Below are 18413 nucleotides of genomic sequence, written 5' to 3'. Positions count from 1 at the left end.
GTTAAGGCTATGAAAGAATCTTTCGAATGGATATTGGATGAATTACCATACACGGCACCATTTCTGTTTGTGGACGAAATTCAGCATATAGATAGAAAAGGAGTTCAGGGCAACTATCGATTTTCACCAGATTCAGATTTTTACAAAGGGCATTTCAAGAACAATCCTGTAACACCGGGTGTATTGTTAACGGAGTGTTGCGCACAAATAGGTTTGGTCTGCTTGGGAATTTTTCTATTAGGAAATCAATCTAAACTAACAAACCTAAAAATAGGAATGAGTAGTTCTGAGATGGAGTTTCTACTGCCTGTTTTTCCGGGGGAACGCGTTAAGGTAATATCAGAATTGGTGTATTTTAGATTTCAGAAACTAAAATGCAATGTAAAAATGTATGACGAAGATGATAAATTAGTCTGTAAAGGTATAGTTGCTGGCATGATAGGTACAAATAATGAATAGAAGAGTTGTCATAACAGGTTTGGGAGTATGTGCGCCAAATGGCGTGGGACTTACCGATTTTACCAATGCTTTATTAGAAGGTAAAAGCGGACTCCGGCATCAACCAAATTTAGAAAAGCTAGGTTTTGGTTGCCAGGTTGCTGGTGAGCCTTTGGTAAAAGATAAACTCATAGATAACTATTTTACACCGTTAGAGCGCAGAGGATTAAATGCCACGGGAATCGTTTACGGTGTAATCGCGGGTGTAGATGCATGGAAACATGCGGGATTAGAAAAAAATACGACCGATGAACCAAGTTGGGATCGCGGAATTATTTTTGGTACCGGAATTTTAGGGGTCGACAAATTTAGGGAAGCCATTCATTTAATAGATGAAGGGAATGTGCGTAGGCTCGGCAGTACTTCGGTTATACAGACGATGGCGAGCGGTATAAGTGCCTATTTAGGGGGATTGTTAGGTTGCGGAAATCAAGTCACAACAAATTCCGCAGCATGTACAACGGGTACCGAGGGTATTTTAATGGCATATGATCGTATAAGCCAGGGCAAAGCTGAAATTATGTTGACCGGTAGTTGTAGTGATAGTGGTCCGTATGTATGGGGAGGCTTTGATGCCATGCGTATTTTACCTCGCGGATATAACGATAATCCTACGAAGGCAAGTAGACCTATGAGTGGCACCGCAGCAGGTTTCATTCCTGGTAGTGGGGCAGGAGCATTGGTGTTGGAGTCCTTAGAAAGTGCTCAAAAACGAGGAGCGTATATATATGCAGAAGTGCTAGGAGGTGAAGTTAATAGTGGCGGACAAGTAGGAGAAGGTACAATGACCGCACCAAATAGTATAGCGGTTCAGCGTTGCATACGAAATGCGATAAGCAATGCAGGTGTTGAAGCAGCTGATATTGATGTTATAAACGGACATTTAACGGCAACAACTAAAGATGGTTTAGAAATTGAAAATTGGAGTGCGGCTTTAGGTAGAAAGAATACTGATTTTCCTTATATAAATTCGTTTAAAGGTGCTGTTGGTCATTGTTTGGCAGCAGCAGGTAGTATTGAATGTGTTGCATCCGTTTTGCAGTTTAAAGAACATGTAGTGTTTAAAAATGTGAACTGTGACGATATACATCCAGAGATTTCTAGAGTGATTTCTGATTCTTGCATCCCAAGGGAAACTATGAATTATTCACCTAAATATATAGCCAAAGCAAGCTTCGGATTCGGAGATGTAAATGCTTGTGTTATATTTAAAGCTTTTTCAAAAGATAATTAAAATAATACCGTAAGGTATCTTATAAGAATAAATATGCATAACGAAGAAAAATATCAGAAATTAAAAGATATTATAAAAATCTATCTTCCCGAAGACGTAGCAGTTACAGACATTGAGCAAGACAGCCACTTCATGAACGACCTAAATATCAATTCTGCAAATCTTGTTGATATTGTATTAGATGTAGAAGATGCATTCGACATTCGATTAGAAAATGATGATATGGATCAAATGCAAACGGTCAACGATGCCATGGCAATTATCGATGCCAAGCTAGCTGAAAAGTGAAATTATAAGAAGTTATCTTAAGAGTTATTCTTTATTCTTAATGAAAGTCGAGGCCAATATGCCCGATACCAATGCTACTGAGATTACAGTCAAAGATACCCATTCAGGTAAATGTATATAATGAGAGAATAACATCTTCAAACCTACAAAGGCAAGAATAACCACAAGGCTATAGTTGATATATCTAAACTTCTCAAGCATTCTTGAAATCAAGAAATACATTGAACGCAATCCTAAAATAGCTAAGATATTCGAGGTAAATACAATAAATGGATCTGCCGTAATTGCTAAAATTGCAGGTATACTATCTAAAGCGAAAAGAATATCGGTAAGTTCAATAACAATAAGGGCAACAAATAGGGGGGTAGCAGCATTAATTCCCATTCGTTTTACGAAAAAATCATGACCGTGCATTGTCGATGTAACGGGGTATATTTTTTTGATTTGTTTAAAAACAAAAGAATTTTGAGGGTCAAAATCATCGTCTTCACCTTTCAGCATGTTAAATGCAGTATATAAAAGGAATACACCGAAGACATAAATAATCCATTCAAACTTGGTAATTAGCGCAACTCCGAAAAATATCATTAATGCTCTAAATACAATCGCACCCAAAATACCCCAAAACAAAACACGGTGCTGGTACAATGCAGGTATTTTAAAAGAAGAGAAGATAACCGCAATAACGAATACGTTATCAACACTTAAAGATAATTCGATAAGATACCCGGTAATATATTTTAGAACAGCGTCATTAGGGGTTAGTCCCGTTGGGTTGTCAATTAACTCGGCACTGAATAACCAATAAATAACACCACTAAAGGCAAAAGCAACAGTTACGAAAATGGCAGTCCAGATACCTGCTTCTTTAGATTTTATTACATGTTCGTTCTTATGAAAGACACCTAAATCTAACGCAAGAAAAACAAGTACTACGGCAACAAAAATAATCCAGACTATCATATTGAATTTTTGAAGATGCAAATGTATTAAAAATTGACTTCATCTATTTCAATTCTTTTAAATGTTGATGAATTGAAAATCAATTTACTACCAATTTAATTTTATGGCAAATTTGCGTCATCCTCTACTAATAGATGAATGTTTTAACTCAATTTATTAATCTTAAAAAGGCAGAACAGGATATTTATGCGTATTCCTATTATAAAATAGCGATTGGCAAGTTTATTTTAAATTTAAAATTAATGAGAAGTAATACTTTATTCTTGTAAAATTCGCTTAATCAAATGACTTTTTGGAGTAATTAGTACCTATTGTAATTGAACGATAAACGAGCATCTTTACTCGATTAACTGCAATAATATTTCGTAATCAAGAGTAAATCAAATTTTAAGTATTAATTTTAAAGTAGAACAAGCTATTGAAATGAAAAAACTAACCATTTTTGGGGGTGTTTTGTTGTACATGATATTATGTATGAACACTGCCTTTGCTCAAGATTCTTTGCAGTCTGATGCTCGAGTAAAACAACGTATGCTTTTAAATCGGTTTGAATCTGATTATGTGCTTACGGCATCTGAACGTGTGGCATTAAAACAGAGTCGTATAGCCTATCAATATCGTATGAAAGAGATTTTAGATTCTATGGATATTTCTGATGGAAGAAGAAAGAGATTGATTCAAGAACTAAAGCGGAATCCTTTTTCTGAAAAAGTACAGGCTGTGATTGCCAATCACACGAAGTCTGATGAAATTATCGAACAATAAAAAAAATGCAGTCTAATGAGACTGCATTTTTGCTTTTCTTTTTTCCAATTGTCGTTGTAAATCTTCTATAGATGAAGCAATCGCAGCTTCAAAACTACCACAAGACGATTGTGCGAACAGTCGTGGACCCGGTGCACTCAAGCGAATATTACATACCATACCTGAATCGGGTGAAGAGGTATTCTCTTTTTTAAAGAAAACATCAGACCTTACTATAAAATCGAATTTGTCCAATAATTTTTCAAGTTTTTGCGCTGCCATAATCTCTAATCGATTGCTGGCTTTTACATCGTCGTATTCAAAATTGATATTCATAGGTTAAAAGTTTAGTTTAAGGTACTCATTATAGTAGAGCATACCAATTAAAAAATTCTTAAAGATTGCCAAGTCGAATGTTAAGGTTTTCTAATCCTTTTGTTTCTAAAAAGTTAGCAATTACGATGCTATTTTAAAGTTTAGTTAAACTTACAAAAACATAGTTGAAATAACACTTTCTTCATTTACTTTGAAGTAAATTTCCCACAAATTCATTTTTTTAATAAGACAGCTATGGAGAATGGACAGGATGTATCGATGTGTTTAGGTAAATTAGAACGGTGCTACAACACTATTCAGCTTTTTAAAATTAGGGTAGATTCTTATTTATATGAGCCTACTACCATGGCATTATTCGAAACGAAGGTGTATCTAATGAATAAAATTGCTCATCTTTCAGATGCCAATAAGAAGCTGTTAGAATTTATGAAATCTTCAAAAGATCTGTTGCCTGAACAATATAAAATGGTCAACTATCATATTCGCGAAACCTTCGAACTTGAATTTGATTTTATGGAGTATACATTAAAATTTAGACAACCCGTTTAACGACCTATATCTTAGCCAATTGGTAAAAAGCCCATTATTTATCATAATGTTATTTTATTAAATCAATTTTAAAATAAATGTTCTTAATTTAGACCTAGAACACTTACTTATTTAATATGAAAACTTTAATGCGGCTAACTATTTGCTGCTCTATATTTTTTACCGGTTTGTCGTATTCACAAACGAACGATTCTACAAAAATCAACCCGAACGAAGAAGATGAAGGTCCTGTAATGTTTCAATTTGAGCCAAATTACGAAACGGCAGTAATGCTACAAAGAGCCGCTTTGAAACAAAAAATCAGAAGTCTCGATACCTTAAATATTACTGACCGAAAGCGTCAACGCTTAATCAAAGCATTGTACAAAGAATCTCGTGCCCTTAATTTCAAGAAATCAGTTTTAGTAAATACTGAATTTGAAGAAGAAGAGTTCGAAGATTAAAATTCATTTTTTGGCATAGATTTCGTAGCTTATTAGATGATTAAAATTATCATCTATGAGAACTATACTTCTATTTATATTCGCCTATAGCGTTTTGTTAAGTTGTTCATCTTCAAAAAATGTAATTAGCGATACGCATGCTATTCACGATTTGGTGGCATCAAAACAAATAGAGCTTATAGCAACATCTGCCAACCCAACCGTTACTCAAAGTCTAACTGCGATAGCAAATAGCGGACTCATTCCGCCAGGTAGTACTATTTCGCGTATCGATTTAACAGGTACAGGTAATTACCTAAATATTTTTGGCGATAGTGTATCGGCTAACTTACCTTACTATGGAGAACGCCAATTTGGTGGCGGTTATGGTTCTACGCCGGGAATTGAGTTTAACGGATTACCACAGAATTATACGCAAGCGTTTAATAGTGACAAGCAAAAGTATGCTATAAGCTTTCAAGTATCCGATAAATCTGATCGGTATACAGTCTACATTGACATCTATCCGAATAAATCAAGTGTAGTTTCTGTAAACATGGCTAATAGAAATGCCATTCAATATAATGGTAACGTAAATGCTATTAAAGAAGATGAATAACGTATTCAGCACGAGTTAATTGACCCTAATTTTCGATTTTATGTTAAGAAGAGGCTAAAAAGGGAAGGTTTTGCCATAATCTTCGTTATTCCCTATTGAGAATAATACCTTTGCGCCTCAATTAAGTGAAATAGTAGAAATTAAATAGTATGAGTAAAGTAAAAGCAGATAGTCAAGTAAAAGTACATTACACAGGTAAATTGAGTAATGGTCAAATATTTGATAGTTCGGTAGATAGAGAACCTTTAGAGGTAAAATTAGGACAAGGTAGTTTAATACCTGGTTTTGAAAAGGGATTGTTGGATATGCAAGCAAATGATAAAAAAACAATCGTAATTGCTAAAGAAGATGCATACGGTGAAAAGCAAAAAGAGCTTTTTCAAACTGTTCCAAAATCAGATTTGCCGCAAGATATGGAGCCAAAAGTAGATATGGCACTTATGGCAACCAATGCAGATGGTAGTGAAAGACAGTTACGTGTTGCAGAAGTAAACGAAAATGATATCGTTGTAGATGCAAACCACCCTTTGGCTGGTCAAGATTTAACCTTCGAATTAGAATTGGTTGAAGTTAAATAATACCTAGTAATTAGTATATAAAAAACCGCCTAATAGGCGGTTTTTTTTGGTTTGTAGTGTGCATTATTAATCCATCGAAATGGTATCTTTGAATATGATTTTAAGAACATTATTTTTCTTCATTTTAAGTATTTTCATCACAAGTTGTAAAGAGGTTAAAACAGAAGTAAAAACAGAGGTAAATACAGAAGTTATACCCGAAGTTATAGTAGAAAAGGTTTCCGTCTCAACTTATGAAGATCTAGAGGGTAACCCTATTGAATTAAGTGATTACAAAGGTAAACGTGTGTTGGTGAACTATTGGGCAACGTGGTGCAGGCCATGCATCGAAGAAATGCCCGATATGGAGAAGGCGCAGACCATTCTAGAACAGGACAACTACGTATTTCTATTTGCATCTGATCAATCTATAGATAAAATTATAAAGTTTAAAGAAGCACGCAAATTTCAATTATCTTTTATAAGATACAACGGTGTATATGCCAAAGAAAATGTGAGTGCCTTACCGGCAACATTTATTTATAATGAAGTAGGGGAGCAGGTATTGCGTTTTGATGGCGGATTGAAGTGGGATAGTCCCGAAATGATCGAAAAACTTAGAGCGGTAAAGTAATGCACATACTAACGAAGACTTTTTTTCTTTTCTCGGTAACCAGTATATTCTTAGGTTGCAAAGAAGAACCTAAGATTATATTGCCGGAAGCACCAGTAAGCATGATAGAAGACATGATATCACCGGCAGGTGAATCTAGTGCTTTGCCACACTTAATGTCCAATAAAGATGTTGCCATGCTTTCATGGGTAGAAACATCTAACGATACAATGGCGACTTTACGCTATTCTCAATTGATCGATGGTAATTGGCAAGAAGCGCAAAATATATGGAGTGGTACAGATTGGTTTGTGAACTGGGCAGATTACCCTATGATTACCGAGAATAATGGTAATTTATGGTCTCACGTTTTAAAGAAATCTACAGCAGGTACGTATTCTTACGATGTAAAAATGAACGTGAAACCAAAGGGAGCAACCAATTGGATAACCGGTTTAGAACTGCATACCGATGGTACGCCGACCGAACATGGTTTTGTAAGTATAATGCCGTACAATAACAACTTCTTTGTCAATTGGCTCGATGGTAGAAATACCGAAGAAAATAAGGCTGGGGAACGCGGAGCAATGACTTTACGTGGCGGAGTGGTATCTGCTACAGGAAAATTATTAGAAGAATATGAATTGGATGATAGCACATGCGAATGTTGCCAGACGACTTCAGCGATAACAGATAATGGTCCGGTAGTGATCTATCGTAATCGATCAGAAGATGAAATTCGTGACATCAGTATTGTTCGCCAGGTGAAAGGGGAGTGGACGGCACCTAAAGTAATACATGAAGATGATTGGCAAATAAAAGGGTGTCCTGTAAACGGACCAAAAGTTGATGCCTTGGGTAATAATTTGGTCGTCGCTTGGTTTACAGGTGTATCAAATAAGCAAAAGGTACAAATTACTTTTTCTTCAGATGGAGGAGCTGAATTTTCTGAGCCGGTTTTAGTTGCCGAAGGTGCTATAATGGGTCGTGTTGATGTTTTATGGATGGATGAAGATAACGCTATTGTAAGCTGGATGGAAGCTAATGATAAAACGGCATTGTTTAAGGCAATGGTTGTGAATAAAGACGGAACAATTTCTAAAAAGAAAGTGATTACCGAAATGGTAGATTCTCGAAAATCCGGATTTCCTCAAATGGAAATTGTTGAAGAAATCCTATATTTTGCATGGACCGAGCAAGCTGGTGCAGTCACTCAAGTGCGCACTGCTAAAATGCCGGTAGAAGGGTTTTCGTTTAATTAACCGAAATCAATTCAATATCAAATACCAATACAGAACCACCAGGTATACCATTATAATCAAAACTACCGTAGGCTAAGTGAGATGGCACAAACAATACGCCGTTTCCACCTTCGTTAAATAAGGGAATACCTTCTGTCCACCCTGCAATTACTTGATTAAGACCTATAGATAGTCCTTCTGCACTTTGGTCAAAAACTTCACCATCAAGAAAATAACCTCTATAAGCTACAGTTACATTAGAAGAAGCAGATGGTTTTGATCCATCACCTTGGTTTTCAATAATATAGTGTAAGCCAGATGCAGTGGTTTGTGACTCCAGCTCGTTAGCAATTAAATATGCATTAATCTCTTCTTCATTGATTGCGGTAAAATCGATAGCCTCAAGAGGTGTTTGCTTGTCATCGTTAGATCCACAAGAAATCATAGTAGTTACAAGAAGAAGTATGGTAATGTATTTCATTATATTTTTTTTTGGAAAGATAGTTTTTGCTCCATAAACATACACCAATTTAAGATGTATTTAACCATTATAAAGAATAGTAAGGTATACCAATTATGCAATAAAGGTATTCACCGAAAAGCGGACGCTACAATTTTGGTACAGGTATTTTTGAAATTTTATGGCATGCGATTGCGATTCAAAAACAACGGCTTCTGTAATGCTATTCGCTAAAACAAGATGCCCAATAAGGTATTCTACGTAGTAGGTGTTGTTTTCAGAAAGAAGAACAAAATTAGGTTTTGTGGTCACGCTAGTTATTTTAACGATACTAAAATAAAGCATTTATTTATGTGATCCTAATTTTTTTGGTTTTCGTTATTAAATAGTGGTTCAGGTGAGTATTATTACTGCTACTGATGATAAATAAGAGCTTAATTCGTGGAAGAATTAACCGACATTCATAAAAAGGTGAGGGTTTAGATAAATAGAGGAATGAGTACAATTATACCAGTTTTTAATTTTTGGCATTATAGTTGCAATTCATCTAGTAATTATTAATATCAAATTATATTACATTTATGAGTACAGGAACAGTAAAATTCTTCAACGACGCTAAAGGCTTCGGATTTATAACAGAAGAAGGTTCAAACAAAGAACATTTCGTTCACATTTCAGGATTAGTTGATGAGATTCGCGAAGGCGATGAAGTCGAATTCGAACTAACCCAAGGAAAAAAAGGATTAAACGCAGTTAACGTTAGAGTTATAGAATAACCTTTGAAAAGTCCGTCAGCAATGACGGACTTTTTTTTTGGAATATTATTCAAATACGGTGTGTAGACAGACGAGCCTATAAAATGTCTGTTACCAACTTAGCGTATTCAAGGTCTTTACAATCTTGTAAGACTTTGCTTAAAAGGAATTATACCATTATTAACTATAAATTTTAAACACAAATGTTAGATCAATTAAAGCAAATGGCAATTGAAAAATTGCAAGAAACAATGAGCGCAAATTCTTTAAATTCTGAAGCAACTACCGGAGCTGCAGAAGAAGGTGCATCATCACTTATCAGCAGTCTTATGGAGAAAGTAAGCGCAGGAGATTTAAGTGCGATAACAAGCTTATTTTCAAATGATGGCAATGCAACTGAAGACAGTGGTATCGTTCAAAATTTAAAAAGCAAACTAGCAGAAATATTAGAGAGCAAAGGTATGAATGCTGCAGACGCCCAGGTAGAAGCTAGTAATGTTGCACCAAGTTTAGTAGATAGCCTTAAAGAAAAGTTCGTATCGAACGAAGCTTCAGATTCCGCTTTCAGCTTAGAAAGTCTTAGCGGATTAGTTGGTGGTGATGCCGGCAGCTTGCTTAACAAAGCAAAAGGTCTTTTCTAAGAATTTTACTTAGAAATTTAGAATTATAACCGCTCAGCAATGAGCGGTAATTTTGTTTTCAGCATCTTATGATAAATTTAGCAATTATGAACACAATCAATTTAATTATGCTCCGTTCTAATAAAAAATAAATTGGTTTATGAAAATTTCAATGAGTTCTCAAAAAATAGCTGTGTTGACCGAATTAGAAAGAAAACGAAAATCGGTCGAGCAATTATTATTGAAGTTGGAATCTTATTTATATGAACCTCAAACGCATAGTGGCTTTGAGAAAAAAGAAAGCTTGAAATCAACTATTAATCGTACTGCAAGTAGCACCAATTCTTTGATGTCTATTCTAAAAATGAACGATATTTCTATTATGGATAGTATGAACGATGTAGAGCGACAAATGGAAGAGTGCTACGAATTAGAACTAGAAGTAGCATCGTATATGTTAAACAGATAAATTTAATTTTATATAATAATACAAACCGCTCGGTAATGAGCGGTTTTTTTTGTGTCTATTATTACTGAAAGTAGTAGGGTGTTTTTAGAAAGCCGGCGAGAGGATAATTATGTTTAATTAAGTTCTAATAGGTTGTCTAAATATTCTTTTTGGAAAGTTTTTAATGGGATGGAAATAGGTAAGTAATAGTGGGGTCTTAAAAAGTCTATTTTACATAATATAAATTATAGAACAGATTGATAGTTAAGTATTTGTTAGTCAATAACTTAGCTGTAATCTATAATTCTATTATGTAAAATATCCCTCGCATTTGTAGCTTTTAAGCGAATTACTAACAGGGTCATCAACCTGTTTAATTTACGAAGCTTCAATATTCGTGCACAGAAAATATTTTGTAGAAAATTTCAAATTCTCAGAAACCAGCGAGAAACCTTATAGCTGTATCTATAATTTGTCATTATGTCAAATTGCCGCTAGCAAACGCTCGATTGCTTTTTAAATTCTAAAATGCTGAAAAACGCATTTTAAATTTAAACTCAATTTGCCATCGCTTGCCAACGCCAAAAAAAGCAAAACTTTTAGATTCTTTTGAAATTTACAATTTATAAGAAACTCTTAGTCAATAAATTTTTCAGAGAATTCTCGTCAGCTTGTCGCAACAGCTAAAATTTTCTCTGCGAGCAAAATTCTTAGCCCTTGCTACTTCTCGCCTTTGTTTCAACAATTACTTTAGGTGTCTCTAACATTATGTAAAATAGACTTTCAGCATCTTAACCAGTAAGCGTTTCTTTTATCTTTTTTTCTTGATACGACTAAGCATGCTTTGAGCGAGATGATGCGGCTGCGAAACAAAAAAATCAAGGCTTACAGATAATTTTGGAAACGCCAGCGCTGCATCTCGCCGAAAAAAGTAATCACCCACAGGGTAATCACTTTTTATCACGTGGCTCAATCGCTATATTCTAGAAAGCATTCTAACCATTAAGACTGCTTTGAACCGCTAGAAACATTGTACTGTTCAAGAAACCATAAAACTAGAAGTCTAGAATATGGCCGCTCCCCTCGCCTATTGCTTTGCCAAAATTCTCTTAGGCCAAAAAAAATAATCAACTAGCTAAGCTTTGATATTTTAAAATCAATTTTTCTTTTACAAGTAAGAAATTCCTTCTGTAATCATCATCGATAATATCTTGTTCGGTATTTTTTAAAATCGAAGATAAAAGTGAAATGTCATTGTCTAAATCCGTAAATTGTATTAGCTGAGCCTTTTCTACTGGAATATTTTGCAATAAGTCATAAAGTAAATAGAAATAAATTAATGACCTTTTTGCCTTACCCAATTTAAAAAGAGAATTCAATTTTTCCTTCAAATTTACCTCTCCTAAAATTTTCGATAACAATTGTATAAAGATTTCAATCTCATTTATACATTCAATGAAATTATCTTTCATAATTGCATCAACAGATAGTCTTTCAATAATACTGGACACATCTTTCTTGTCACCTATTCTTCCAGTTATTTTATCCTTTCTATTGTAATAACCTATAGTATTGTAATCTTTTCTATACTTATTATTGTAATTTATGTAAGCTAGTATTGTCAATAACTCATCATTCTCCATTCTATCGACGTAATACTTTTTATCTGTACTCTTAATGTAGAACCATGAAACATATTTTTGAGTTATTTCTCTTATTAACTTAATTGTTTCTTTATCCGCAAAAGAATTCCACATTTCAAATGAGTTTTCTTTAATCGGATATGGCTTATTATTTAATCTAATAAATAAGTCTACTGGTTGAAAATTTTCATTTATGGAGCTATCAATTTCAATTAATTGTAATTTAAAGTCTAAAATCTTTTCTTGGTATTCATCTTCATCTAAATCAGTATATCTTAAACCGTTAATTTCTTTTATAACTTTTAACCCACGTAGTTTATAATTATTGTTTTTTGAAAAAACCAGTTTATTATTTTCATTGAGATATTGCTTGCCTAAATAGCCTAAAATTGACAATATTCTTTGTTGACCATCAATGACTTCTTTAATACCGTTCTTGTTCTTATAAATAAATATTGGTGGTAGATATATCCCTAAAATGATACTTTCTATTATTGCAGAAGCTTTGTATTCATTAATTCTTTCTTGCCTTTGATAAGTTGGCCTAATTAAATACCTTTTTGTTTCTAAATCATTGATTAACTCTTCAACAGGAATGAATGAAGGGTCTGGCTTATTAACTCTTAATGATGAAAGTTCATCCAATTTTAATTTGGCTTGATTTTCACTCTGCTTCAAAGATTTTACTTTTTCAGTAAAATTTTCATCTCTTATATAGTCACTATAATCGAAAGAAAATATACTTTCAAAAATATTAGCAGTATCTGTAAATCGATTAATTATTTCTCTGTAATAATGATAAAAATCTGTATTATACGTCTCTTTATTATTTATATAATGATTGAGTAGTTTCTTTTTATCCTCTTCAGTAAACTTTTTTATCTCTGGTTTAACTTCTATTTTCAATATGCAAATAGCCCATAGAATACATTCGTATAAAGTTTTATTACCCTCAAGACCATTTTTTTGAAAATAGTCTTTTAAAGAAAGTACTAATTTCAGATTTTCAAAAAAATCTATAATTAAAGAAGAATCTACGATTTTATTTTCTTGAACAAAATCATATAGGAGCTTAAGCGTGGTTTGTCTATTTGTTGTCCTTGCATAATGAGAAATAGGAAAACTAGTCAAAACAAAATGCTTTCTCAATAACTGCAAAATTTTTGAAAAGTCAATACTCTTATCTTTAAATTTCTTGCCAAGGAAAGTCTCAGTAATTCTAGAGGTTAATTCTTTATTAGTTTTAAGGATTTTTTTAAACTCATTAGTTATTTTATCGTCATCATAAACAGCGTTGTCAATTTCAGAGGTGTTTAAAGCTGTTATTCCGGAATTGTATCTTCTGAATATTTCTTTTTTAATTTTATCTTCAATGTATTCAGATAATTTAGGTTCATTAATTACTTCAAACTCGAAAATTCTTATTTTAACGTCTTCGAAAATACTTTTTATATCATTATCAAGTTTGTTAAAAGACTTGTTTTTTAATTGTGGTAATTCCAAAAGACCTTTAATATTTAAGGATAAATCACCTTCCTTAAACTTTTTAATAGTCTCAAATCTTTGCCTACCATCAATTACCTCTATTTTACCTCCAGAATTAAAGAAGATTAATGGAGGTATATCCGTCCCAAGTAAGATGCTCTCAATAAAAAAAGAAGCTTTCGCTCTATCCCAAACATAATTTCGTTGATAATAGGGATTGTAGTTAATCTTTTTTTGCATCCTATTACTAAAAAGAGTCTTTATCGACATAGAATATGAAGTTATTTTCATATTGTTTTTGAAAATACTTTCAAACTCTTTTTGAGATAATTGAGGTGTTATTAAATTCTTATCCATAACTATTTATAGTGAAACTCCTTTATTACTTGTAATTAAATATGTGACGTTGTTTGAATCTAGGTTTTCTGTGATTTTAAAGTCTAGTTCTTCAATATCATTATAAGTAGAAAAAACAAATTTATGGTATAAATGATGTAATATATACTCTAAAAATTCATTTAAATCTAAATTATATTTAGTCTTTATCAAATCTTCCTTTATGTTAATGAATGAAATTTTCATTTCTGTTAATTCATCGGCTATTATTTGAATTATCATTGAAGAATCCTTAATCTTTAAGGACCTCTCAAGAGGAAAATCTTCTTCGTTTATTTCCTCCTGTTTCATCAATTGTTTATACTCTTTAAAATATAACTTGATATAATTTGATATTTCCTGAACTAATAAAACTCTATTGAAATCCATTTTAACCTTATTGCAGATTAACTTTTTAAACTCAATTTTAGAATCATTAGGTAAGTGCTTTAATAAATTATATTTCAATATTAAAGGATAAAATTTAGTTCCAAAAACTGTATAAGAATTGTAGTAAAGAACGAGTAATTCTTTTTCAGAAAACTGGGAGCGTAATATTTTGGAGTACAACGTTTTATCATCTTCAGCCATAGGGCTATTATCTATAAATTTCACCAGTCTATATACTATTCTAAAATAATGGGAAATATCATCTTTACAATCAAAAAACAACTCATTGTAAGCTTCTACAGATTCCTTATGATTATCTAGTGGTATACTAGTTATATTAACTTTTGCTGATAAATTCTTCACAAATTCAATAAAATAATCTTCTCCATTAGAATATCTTGAATTCAAGATTCTAATGTTATCGGTGTACATTTTTAACATGGAAAAAAATGTAGATTCGAATTGCTGTTTTTTTAATGTTTTCGATTGTTCAATAAATACTTTTCTTGATTCAATTAGTTCATCTTTCTGTAGACTAAACTCTTTGGTTTGTATTTCTAATGCTTCAATTTGTTTAGCAAGAGCTCTTTGATTAGTAGCAATATCTCTTCTTTGTTCTTTTAGTGCTAGATAAAACAAAATAACTCCTACTAAGGCCCAAATTGAACCAATTACACCACCTACAAAATCCCCTAAAGTTCCCAACATCGAAGCATCTACAGTAGCATTAAAATCAAAGAAGTTACGTTGCCATAGAAATAGGATTACTGCTAGGACTAAAGCTATAATACTGGGTATTATAATTATTCTTATTGTTTTAGTCTTATCCTGCAATTCTGATGTTTCCATTATAAAATATATAAATTTAAATATAGATAAAATTAACAAGTAATCAATTACGGAAAACCGTTAGGAAAATAAAAATTTGTAGTAAAATACCATTCCACACACATTACACTCCTGAAGGCATCCCTGTTTTTCGGACAATTAAAAAAATAACTAAATAACCCTTGCTTAAAACCTTGCTTCTTTTGTCCAGTAGACTCAGCGAAAGGCAATTAAACAGTTGAAAAGTTATAGATTCCAAATGAATTCGGTAAATGCATAGGCAGTAATTCCGATTAACATACCGCCAAAAAAGAATTTATTCTTAATACCTATCGAAATCTGAGTACCATATTCTTTCGCAATGAATCCTAGAAAAAGAAAAAGGAATGGAAAGAAAAACGAGCTAAAATGGCCTAGTGCATCATTCAATACAAACAGAAAAGAGGTGCACAGCCAGCCAGCAAAAATACCGGTAATCCCAAGAGTAGCACACAATATTTTATTTAGAAGGCTCATGTTTTTTTAGCAAAAAATTAAAAATGTGTAGTAAAATACCCTTCCACATACATTGCCTTCCCTCCTATCAATGAGATTGTTAAACATTGTACTATTTGTCTTTTCTATTTTTTTGCAAGAAAAAGAAAGAAGTTCCTATTTGAAATCTTGAGAAATTGTTATTGAAATCACTTAATTCATGAACTAAAGCATATCTAACGAATACTTTAGCAGACGTTCCAATATCTAGATAAGCGGATAACTCCATTATATTGAGCCAATCTTTTTTCTTGTCTAAGAGAGAAATAAAATCAGAATTATTATCTAAGATTTCATAATAAAATAGCTTATTTCGAAAAATCAATCCGTATCTCTTTTCTGGAAACAAATGTATTTTTAACTGATGAACCCATTCAATGGAATTTGCATTTTTTTCTTCTCCTTCTTCAGTCAACTTATATCCACTTCGAGAAAATTTTACGCCACTTTCATAAAATATATTCAATTTCAAGTTTTGGTTTTCATGTGTACCTACGTTTAAAAGTCCTCCTGCTGAAAAATTTCTTTGCCTAAACAAATCAAGTAATCCAAATTGATTGTCTGTCGGCAACAAATACTTGTCATCTTCTTCAATCTTGGATAAAAGAACACTAGCATCTAAATATTCAAGCATACCGCCACCACCACCAAATAAATCTCTGCGCTTAGTTTTTATATTAAATTTTTTATTTACTTCAGTTTGAATGGTTCCATTTGGATTATCATCATCTAGCGCTCCCATTAAATCTGAATAAATAACAGCTTCAATTATTTTTGTAGATTCTTCCCTGTAAAGTTTTGACGAACGCTGCTGTTTATCAAGGGTTATTTTTTGCTTATCAGGGCTTATATCATTTGCGTTAACGTCAATTATTCTTTCATACTTTATTAAATCATCTAGATAAACAAAGAACTTTGATTTAATATTCTCATCAAGTTTAAAATTGTTTTTTATTTCTTCTGATTTATTCTGTTTTTGTACAGTAACGGTATATTCTTGACCGTCTATAATTTCATCTGACTGATAATCGGTAAGATTAGATGGTGTTTTGGGTCCATTTTTCTTGGTCCCTATTTCATAACTATAATAACTAAATAGTCTAACAGTACTAAAATCTTCAATATTCTTTTTTGATGAGACACCTATAGAATATTCATTAGCCAAGGTAATATCAACGTTGTTTATTTTTCCGGTAACTTCAATTTTCTCAACGAACCCTGAATAAAAAGATATGTTTATTTTAGGATTTTTTAAATCTCCTATTTTTGTTCTTAAAAATTTAGGCTTCTCATTTTCATTTGAATCAGAAATATATTTCCCGTAAATATAGACAGGCACTTTATCCAATAAAGAGATTGTAGCTGCTTGAGGTCGTTCATTAACAGTAAAAAAATATGAAGAAATATCTGCGTATAATTTTGTGAGATACTCATCATTTTGAGCGCTTAAATTTAACCCAAGAGTCGGAAATAAATTATGGACTAATTTTGTTTTAAATAATTGATATCCAAATGGTTTAAGTAATATTTTAGCTTTTTCCTCTTCATTTTCGGTTACTATAATTTTTGTGAATCCATTTTCATCTTGTGATGCCTTCATTATGAGGTTATCAGGAATTTCACCACTATCTAGTTTAAGTTCTGTATTGACGAGAGCAGTTTGGAATTCTTGTGAAAAAGTAATAGTTGATAAAAAGAAAAAAAATACTAGAAATACGGTTGATTTTTTCATTGGTCGATTTTATGGTTTGGTAAAAATCTCAAACTAATTTTGGTAATGAAATACCCATTGTTAGGTATTTTTAAAAATCTAAAGGGGGAAGAATAATGTAGGTGTTGAATTTTTGAGGAATCTAAATATAAAAAATATTAACAAGAATACAATTACAATTTTCTGTAATTGATTAAAAAATGTAGTAAAATACCATTTCACACACATTACACTCTCCTCCTACAGTCGGTTCGCATAATAAGTGTTCCATTACCTTTCAAGAAGAACTATTTAGAATAAAAATTTAAAGAAAATATAGTACCAACTACTTTGCTTTGCCCAAGCAAAGTGTCATAACGCAAGACATTATAGAACAAAAATAGCGCATTGTAGTTTTTAAGGAACATCCCGTTTGTTAGCTATAATGATATTATGTAAAATATCCCTGAAACTCTGAGAATTGATTAAAACCTACAACAGGGTCATAAACTTTTTTTAAGCGGTGTCTGCGACGCATATTTTCATTTGTTCCATAATTAGCCGTTATGTAAAATTGCCGCACAGCCAACCGCTGGATTGCTTTTTTAAAATAAACGCTAAATGGCGTTCATTTTAAAACACAATTTGCCAACGCTTGGCCAGCGCCAAAAAAAGCTAACCTTTTAGATTCTTTCAAAATTCTCGTATTCGATAAATTGTACGTCTAATTTTTTTCTAGAGCATTCTCGGCAGCTTGCCGCAACAGCTAAAATTTTCTCTGCGAGCAAAATTCTTAGCCCTTGCTAACCTCTCGTCCTAATTAAAGCTTTTCTTTAAGTACTCGTAACATTATGTCAAATAGAAATTGACTTACTTTTTCTTACGTTTAGGTGGCTTTAATGATGGTGTGTTCCCTGGTGTATCCTTGTTATCTCGTGCTCTCCTAATTTTAGATACAATTGTTGTCAATTGCCTAATAACTAATGCTTTTCATCGAAAAGCAAACCAGAATATGAAAATGAGCAATTACTTTTGTTGTTGAATAAAATATTGTAGTTGAAATTTGTTAGCGATTCTAAGGTTCCCAAATCTTGAAAAAAGAATTGTCTGGGTCATGTTTA

The 18413-nt window shown here is 32.5% G+C and carries 21 protein-coding genes; 13 read left to right on the top strand and 8 right to left on the bottom strand.

What is annotated here, in order from left to right; all coding sequences use genetic code 11:
- Positions 1-9: 9 nt before the first annotated feature.
- From ACPF9A_RS21140 to ACPF9A_RS21130, 3 genes are read left to right on the top strand one after another with little or no spacing between them, the layout of a single operon-like run.
- Positions 10-459 (top strand): 3-hydroxyacyl-ACP dehydratase FabZ family protein, encoded by a 450-nt coding sequence (locus tag ACPF9A_RS21140; RefSeq protein ID WP_424000217.1) that lies wholly within the window; start codon positions 10-12, stop codon positions 457-459.
- Complete coding sequence (locus tag ACPF9A_RS21135; RefSeq protein WP_424000215.1) at positions 452-1732, top strand: beta-ketoacyl-[acyl-carrier-protein] synthase family protein; 1281 nt, start codon at positions 452-454, stop codon at positions 1730-1732. The genes ACPF9A_RS21140 and ACPF9A_RS21135 overlap by 8 nt, the downstream gene beginning before the upstream one ends.
- A 33-nt stretch (positions 1733-1765) precedes the next feature.
- Positions 1766-2020: an acyl carrier protein gene (locus tag ACPF9A_RS21130; protein WP_424000213.1), complete on the top strand. Its 255-nt coding sequence runs from the start codon at positions 1766-1768 to the stop codon at positions 2018-2020.
- A 24-nt stretch (positions 2021-2044) separates the two neighbouring features.
- Here ACPF9A_RS21130 and ACPF9A_RS21125 read toward each other — a convergent pair whose 3' ends face one another.
- A complete protein-coding gene (locus ACPF9A_RS21125; RefSeq protein WP_424000211.1) occupies positions 2045-2983 on the bottom strand; it encodes a TerC family protein in 939 nt (312 codons plus the stop codon).
- A gap of 423 nt (positions 2984-3406) precedes the next feature.
- On the opposite strand from ACPF9A_RS21125, the gene ACPF9A_RS21120 reads away from it, so the two are divergent.
- Positions 3407-3748: a hypothetical protein gene (locus ACPF9A_RS21120; RefSeq protein ID WP_424000209.1), complete on the top strand. Its 342-nt coding sequence runs from the start codon at positions 3407-3409 to the stop codon at positions 3746-3748.
- 12 nt (positions 3749-3760) lie between these two features.
- Here the strand turns inward: ACPF9A_RS21120 and hpf are convergent, their stop codons facing one another.
- Complete coding sequence (gene hpf, locus ACPF9A_RS21115) at positions 3761-4063, bottom strand: ribosome hibernation-promoting factor, HPF/YfiA family (protein ID WP_133687702.1); 303 nt, start codon at positions 4061-4063, stop codon at positions 3761-3763.
- Between the two features lie 234 nt (positions 4064-4297).
- On the opposite strand from hpf, the gene ACPF9A_RS21110 reads away from it, so the two are divergent.
- From ACPF9A_RS21110 to ACPF9A_RS21085, 6 genes are all read left to right on the top strand, one after another.
- Positions 4298-4612, top strand: coding sequence for a hypothetical protein (locus tag ACPF9A_RS21110; protein ID WP_424000207.1), 315 nt, complete (start codon positions 4298-4300; stop codon positions 4610-4612).
- Positions 4613-4728: 116 nt separating this feature from the next.
- Positions 4729-5055, top strand: a complete 327-nt coding sequence (locus tag ACPF9A_RS21105; RefSeq protein WP_424000205.1) for a hypothetical protein — start codon at positions 4729-4731, stop codon at positions 5053-5055.
- A 55-nt stretch (positions 5056-5110) separates the two neighbouring features.
- Positions 5111-5653: a DUF4251 domain-containing protein gene (locus ACPF9A_RS21100; protein WP_424000203.1), complete on the top strand. Its 543-nt coding sequence runs from the start codon at positions 5111-5113 to the stop codon at positions 5651-5653.
- Positions 5654-5802: 149 nt separating this feature from the next.
- Positions 5803-6231 carry an FKBP-type peptidyl-prolyl cis-trans isomerase gene (locus ACPF9A_RS21095; RefSeq protein ID WP_133687698.1) on the top strand — a complete coding sequence of 143 codons (429 nt, stop codon included), beginning with the start codon at positions 5803-5805 and terminating at the stop codon, positions 6229-6231.
- A 79-nt stretch (positions 6232-6310) separates the two neighbouring features.
- Positions 6311-6844 carry a TlpA family protein disulfide reductase gene (locus ACPF9A_RS21090; RefSeq protein ID WP_424000201.1) on the top strand — a complete coding sequence of 178 codons (534 nt, stop codon included), beginning with the start codon at positions 6311-6313 and terminating at the stop codon, positions 6842-6844.
- Positions 6844-8085: a hypothetical protein gene (locus tag ACPF9A_RS21085; protein WP_424000199.1), complete on the top strand. Its 1242-nt coding sequence runs from the start codon at positions 6844-6846 to the stop codon at positions 8083-8085. The genes ACPF9A_RS21090 and ACPF9A_RS21085 overlap by 1 nt, the downstream gene beginning before the upstream one ends.
- Here ACPF9A_RS21085 and ACPF9A_RS21080 read toward each other — a convergent pair.
- On the bottom strand, positions 8078-8545 hold the full coding sequence (locus tag ACPF9A_RS21080) for an FKBP-type peptidyl-prolyl cis-trans isomerase (RefSeq protein WP_424000197.1): 468 nt from the start codon (positions 8543-8545) through the stop codon (positions 8078-8080). The genes ACPF9A_RS21085 and ACPF9A_RS21080 overlap by 8 nt on opposite strands.
- Positions 8546-8638: 93 nt before the next feature.
- Entirely contained in the window at positions 8639-8836 is a 198-nt protein-coding gene (locus tag ACPF9A_RS21075) for a hypothetical protein (protein WP_282117950.1), read from the bottom strand.
- Between the two features lie 269 nt (positions 8837-9105).
- On the opposite strand from ACPF9A_RS21075, the gene ACPF9A_RS21070 reads away from it, so the two are divergent.
- The 3 genes from ACPF9A_RS21070 to ACPF9A_RS21060 all read left to right on the top strand — a co-directional run bounded on the left by ACPF9A_RS21070 (position 9106) and on the right by ACPF9A_RS21060 (position 10368).
- Entirely contained in the window at positions 9106-9300 is a 195-nt protein-coding gene (locus ACPF9A_RS21070; protein ID WP_424000195.1) for a cold-shock protein, read from the top strand.
- A gap of 182 nt (positions 9301-9482) precedes the next feature.
- Entirely contained in the window at positions 9483-9920 is a 438-nt protein-coding gene (locus tag ACPF9A_RS21065) for a hypothetical protein (protein ID WP_424000193.1), read from the top strand.
- A 139-nt stretch (positions 9921-10059) separates the two neighbouring features.
- Positions 10060-10368, top strand: coding sequence for a hypothetical protein (locus ACPF9A_RS21060; RefSeq protein ID WP_424000191.1), 309 nt, complete (start codon positions 10060-10062; stop codon positions 10366-10368).
- Between the two features lie 1106 nt (positions 10369-11474).
- Here ACPF9A_RS21060 and ACPF9A_RS21055 read toward each other — a convergent pair.
- From ACPF9A_RS21055 to ACPF9A_RS21040, 4 genes are all read right to left on the bottom strand, one after another.
- On the bottom strand, positions 11475-13832 hold the full coding sequence (locus tag ACPF9A_RS21055; RefSeq protein WP_424000189.1) for a DUF262 domain-containing protein: 2358 nt from the start codon (positions 13830-13832) through the stop codon (positions 11475-11477).
- A 6-nt stretch (positions 13833-13838) separates the two neighbouring features.
- The gene (locus ACPF9A_RS21050) at positions 13839-15089 is read right to left on the bottom strand and encodes a putative phage abortive infection protein (protein ID WP_424000187.1); all 1251 of its coding nucleotides are present in this window, start codon (positions 15087-15089) and stop codon (positions 13839-13841) included.
- Between the two features lie 225 nt (positions 15090-15314).
- On the bottom strand, positions 15315-15584 hold the full coding sequence (locus ACPF9A_RS21045; RefSeq protein WP_424000185.1) for a hypothetical protein: 270 nt from the start codon (positions 15582-15584) through the stop codon (positions 15315-15317).
- 91 nt (positions 15585-15675) lie between these two features.
- The gene (locus tag ACPF9A_RS21040) at positions 15676-17334 is read right to left on the bottom strand and encodes a hypothetical protein (protein ID WP_424000183.1); all 1659 of its coding nucleotides are present in this window, start codon (positions 17332-17334) and stop codon (positions 15676-15678) included.
- Positions 17335-18413: the final 1079 nt, after the last annotated feature.

Origin of the sequence: Maribacter sp. IgM3_T14_3 (assembly GCF_049603095.1) — a bacterium.
Classification (GTDB): Bacteria; Bacteroidota; Bacteroidia; order Flavobacteriales; family Flavobacteriaceae; genus Maribacter.
This window is presented reverse-complemented; position numbering and strand designations above follow the sequence as displayed.

Coding starts and splice junctions, on each gene's coding strand:
- ACPF9A_RS21140 (WP_424000217.1), top strand. CDS start 10: ATGAAAGAATCTTTCGAATGGATATTGGATGAATTACCATACACGGCA.
- ACPF9A_RS21135 (WP_424000215.1), top strand. CDS start 452: ATGAATAGAAGAGTTGTCATAACAGGTTTGGGAGTATGTGCGCCAAAT.
- ACPF9A_RS21130 (WP_424000213.1), top strand. CDS start 1,766: ATGCATAACGAAGAAAAATATCAGAAATTAAAAGATATTATAAAAATC.
- ACPF9A_RS21125 (WP_424000211.1), bottom strand. CDS start 2,983: ATGATAGTCTGGATTATTTTTGTTGCCGTAGTACTTGTTTTTCTTGCG.
- ACPF9A_RS21120 (WP_424000209.1), top strand. CDS start 3,407: ATGAAAAAACTAACCATTTTTGGGGGTGTTTTGTTGTACATGATATTA.
- hpf (WP_133687702.1), bottom strand. CDS start 4,063: ATGAATATCAATTTTGAATACGACGATGTAAAAGCCAGCAATCGATTA.
- ACPF9A_RS21110 (WP_424000207.1), top strand. CDS start 4,298: ATGGAGAATGGACAGGATGTATCGATGTGTTTAGGTAAATTAGAACGG.
- ACPF9A_RS21105 (WP_424000205.1), top strand. CDS start 4,729: ATGAAAACTTTAATGCGGCTAACTATTTGCTGCTCTATATTTTTTACC.
- ACPF9A_RS21100 (WP_424000203.1), top strand. CDS start 5,111: ATGAGAACTATACTTCTATTTATATTCGCCTATAGCGTTTTGTTAAGT.
- ACPF9A_RS21095 (WP_133687698.1), top strand. CDS start 5,803: ATGAGTAAAGTAAAAGCAGATAGTCAAGTAAAAGTACATTACACAGGT.
- ACPF9A_RS21090 (WP_424000201.1), top strand. CDS start 6,311: ATGGTATCTTTGAATATGATTTTAAGAACATTATTTTTCTTCATTTTA.
- ACPF9A_RS21085 (WP_424000199.1), top strand. CDS start 6,844: ATGCACATACTAACGAAGACTTTTTTTCTTTTCTCGGTAACCAGTATA.
- ACPF9A_RS21080 (WP_424000197.1), bottom strand. CDS start 8,545: ATGAAATACATTACCATACTTCTTCTTGTAACTACTATGATTTCTTGT.
- ACPF9A_RS21070 (WP_424000195.1), top strand. CDS start 9,106: ATGAGTACAGGAACAGTAAAATTCTTCAACGACGCTAAAGGCTTCGGA.
- ACPF9A_RS21065 (WP_424000193.1), top strand. CDS start 9,483: ATGTTAGATCAATTAAAGCAAATGGCAATTGAAAAATTGCAAGAAACA.
- ACPF9A_RS21060 (WP_424000191.1), top strand. CDS start 10,060: ATGAAAATTTCAATGAGTTCTCAAAAAATAGCTGTGTTGACCGAATTA.
- ACPF9A_RS21055 (WP_424000189.1), bottom strand. CDS start 13,832: ATGGATAAGAATTTAATAACACCTCAATTATCTCAAAAAGAGTTTGAA.
- ACPF9A_RS21050 (WP_424000187.1), bottom strand. CDS start 15,089: ATGGAAACATCAGAATTGCAGGATAAGACTAAAACAATAAGAATAATT.
- ACPF9A_RS21045 (WP_424000185.1), bottom strand. CDS start 15,584: ATGAGCCTTCTAAATAAAATATTGTGTGCTACTCTTGGGATTACCGGT.
- ACPF9A_RS21040 (WP_424000183.1), bottom strand. CDS start 17,334: ATGAAAAAATCAACCGTATTTCTAGTATTTTTTTTCTTTTTATCAACT.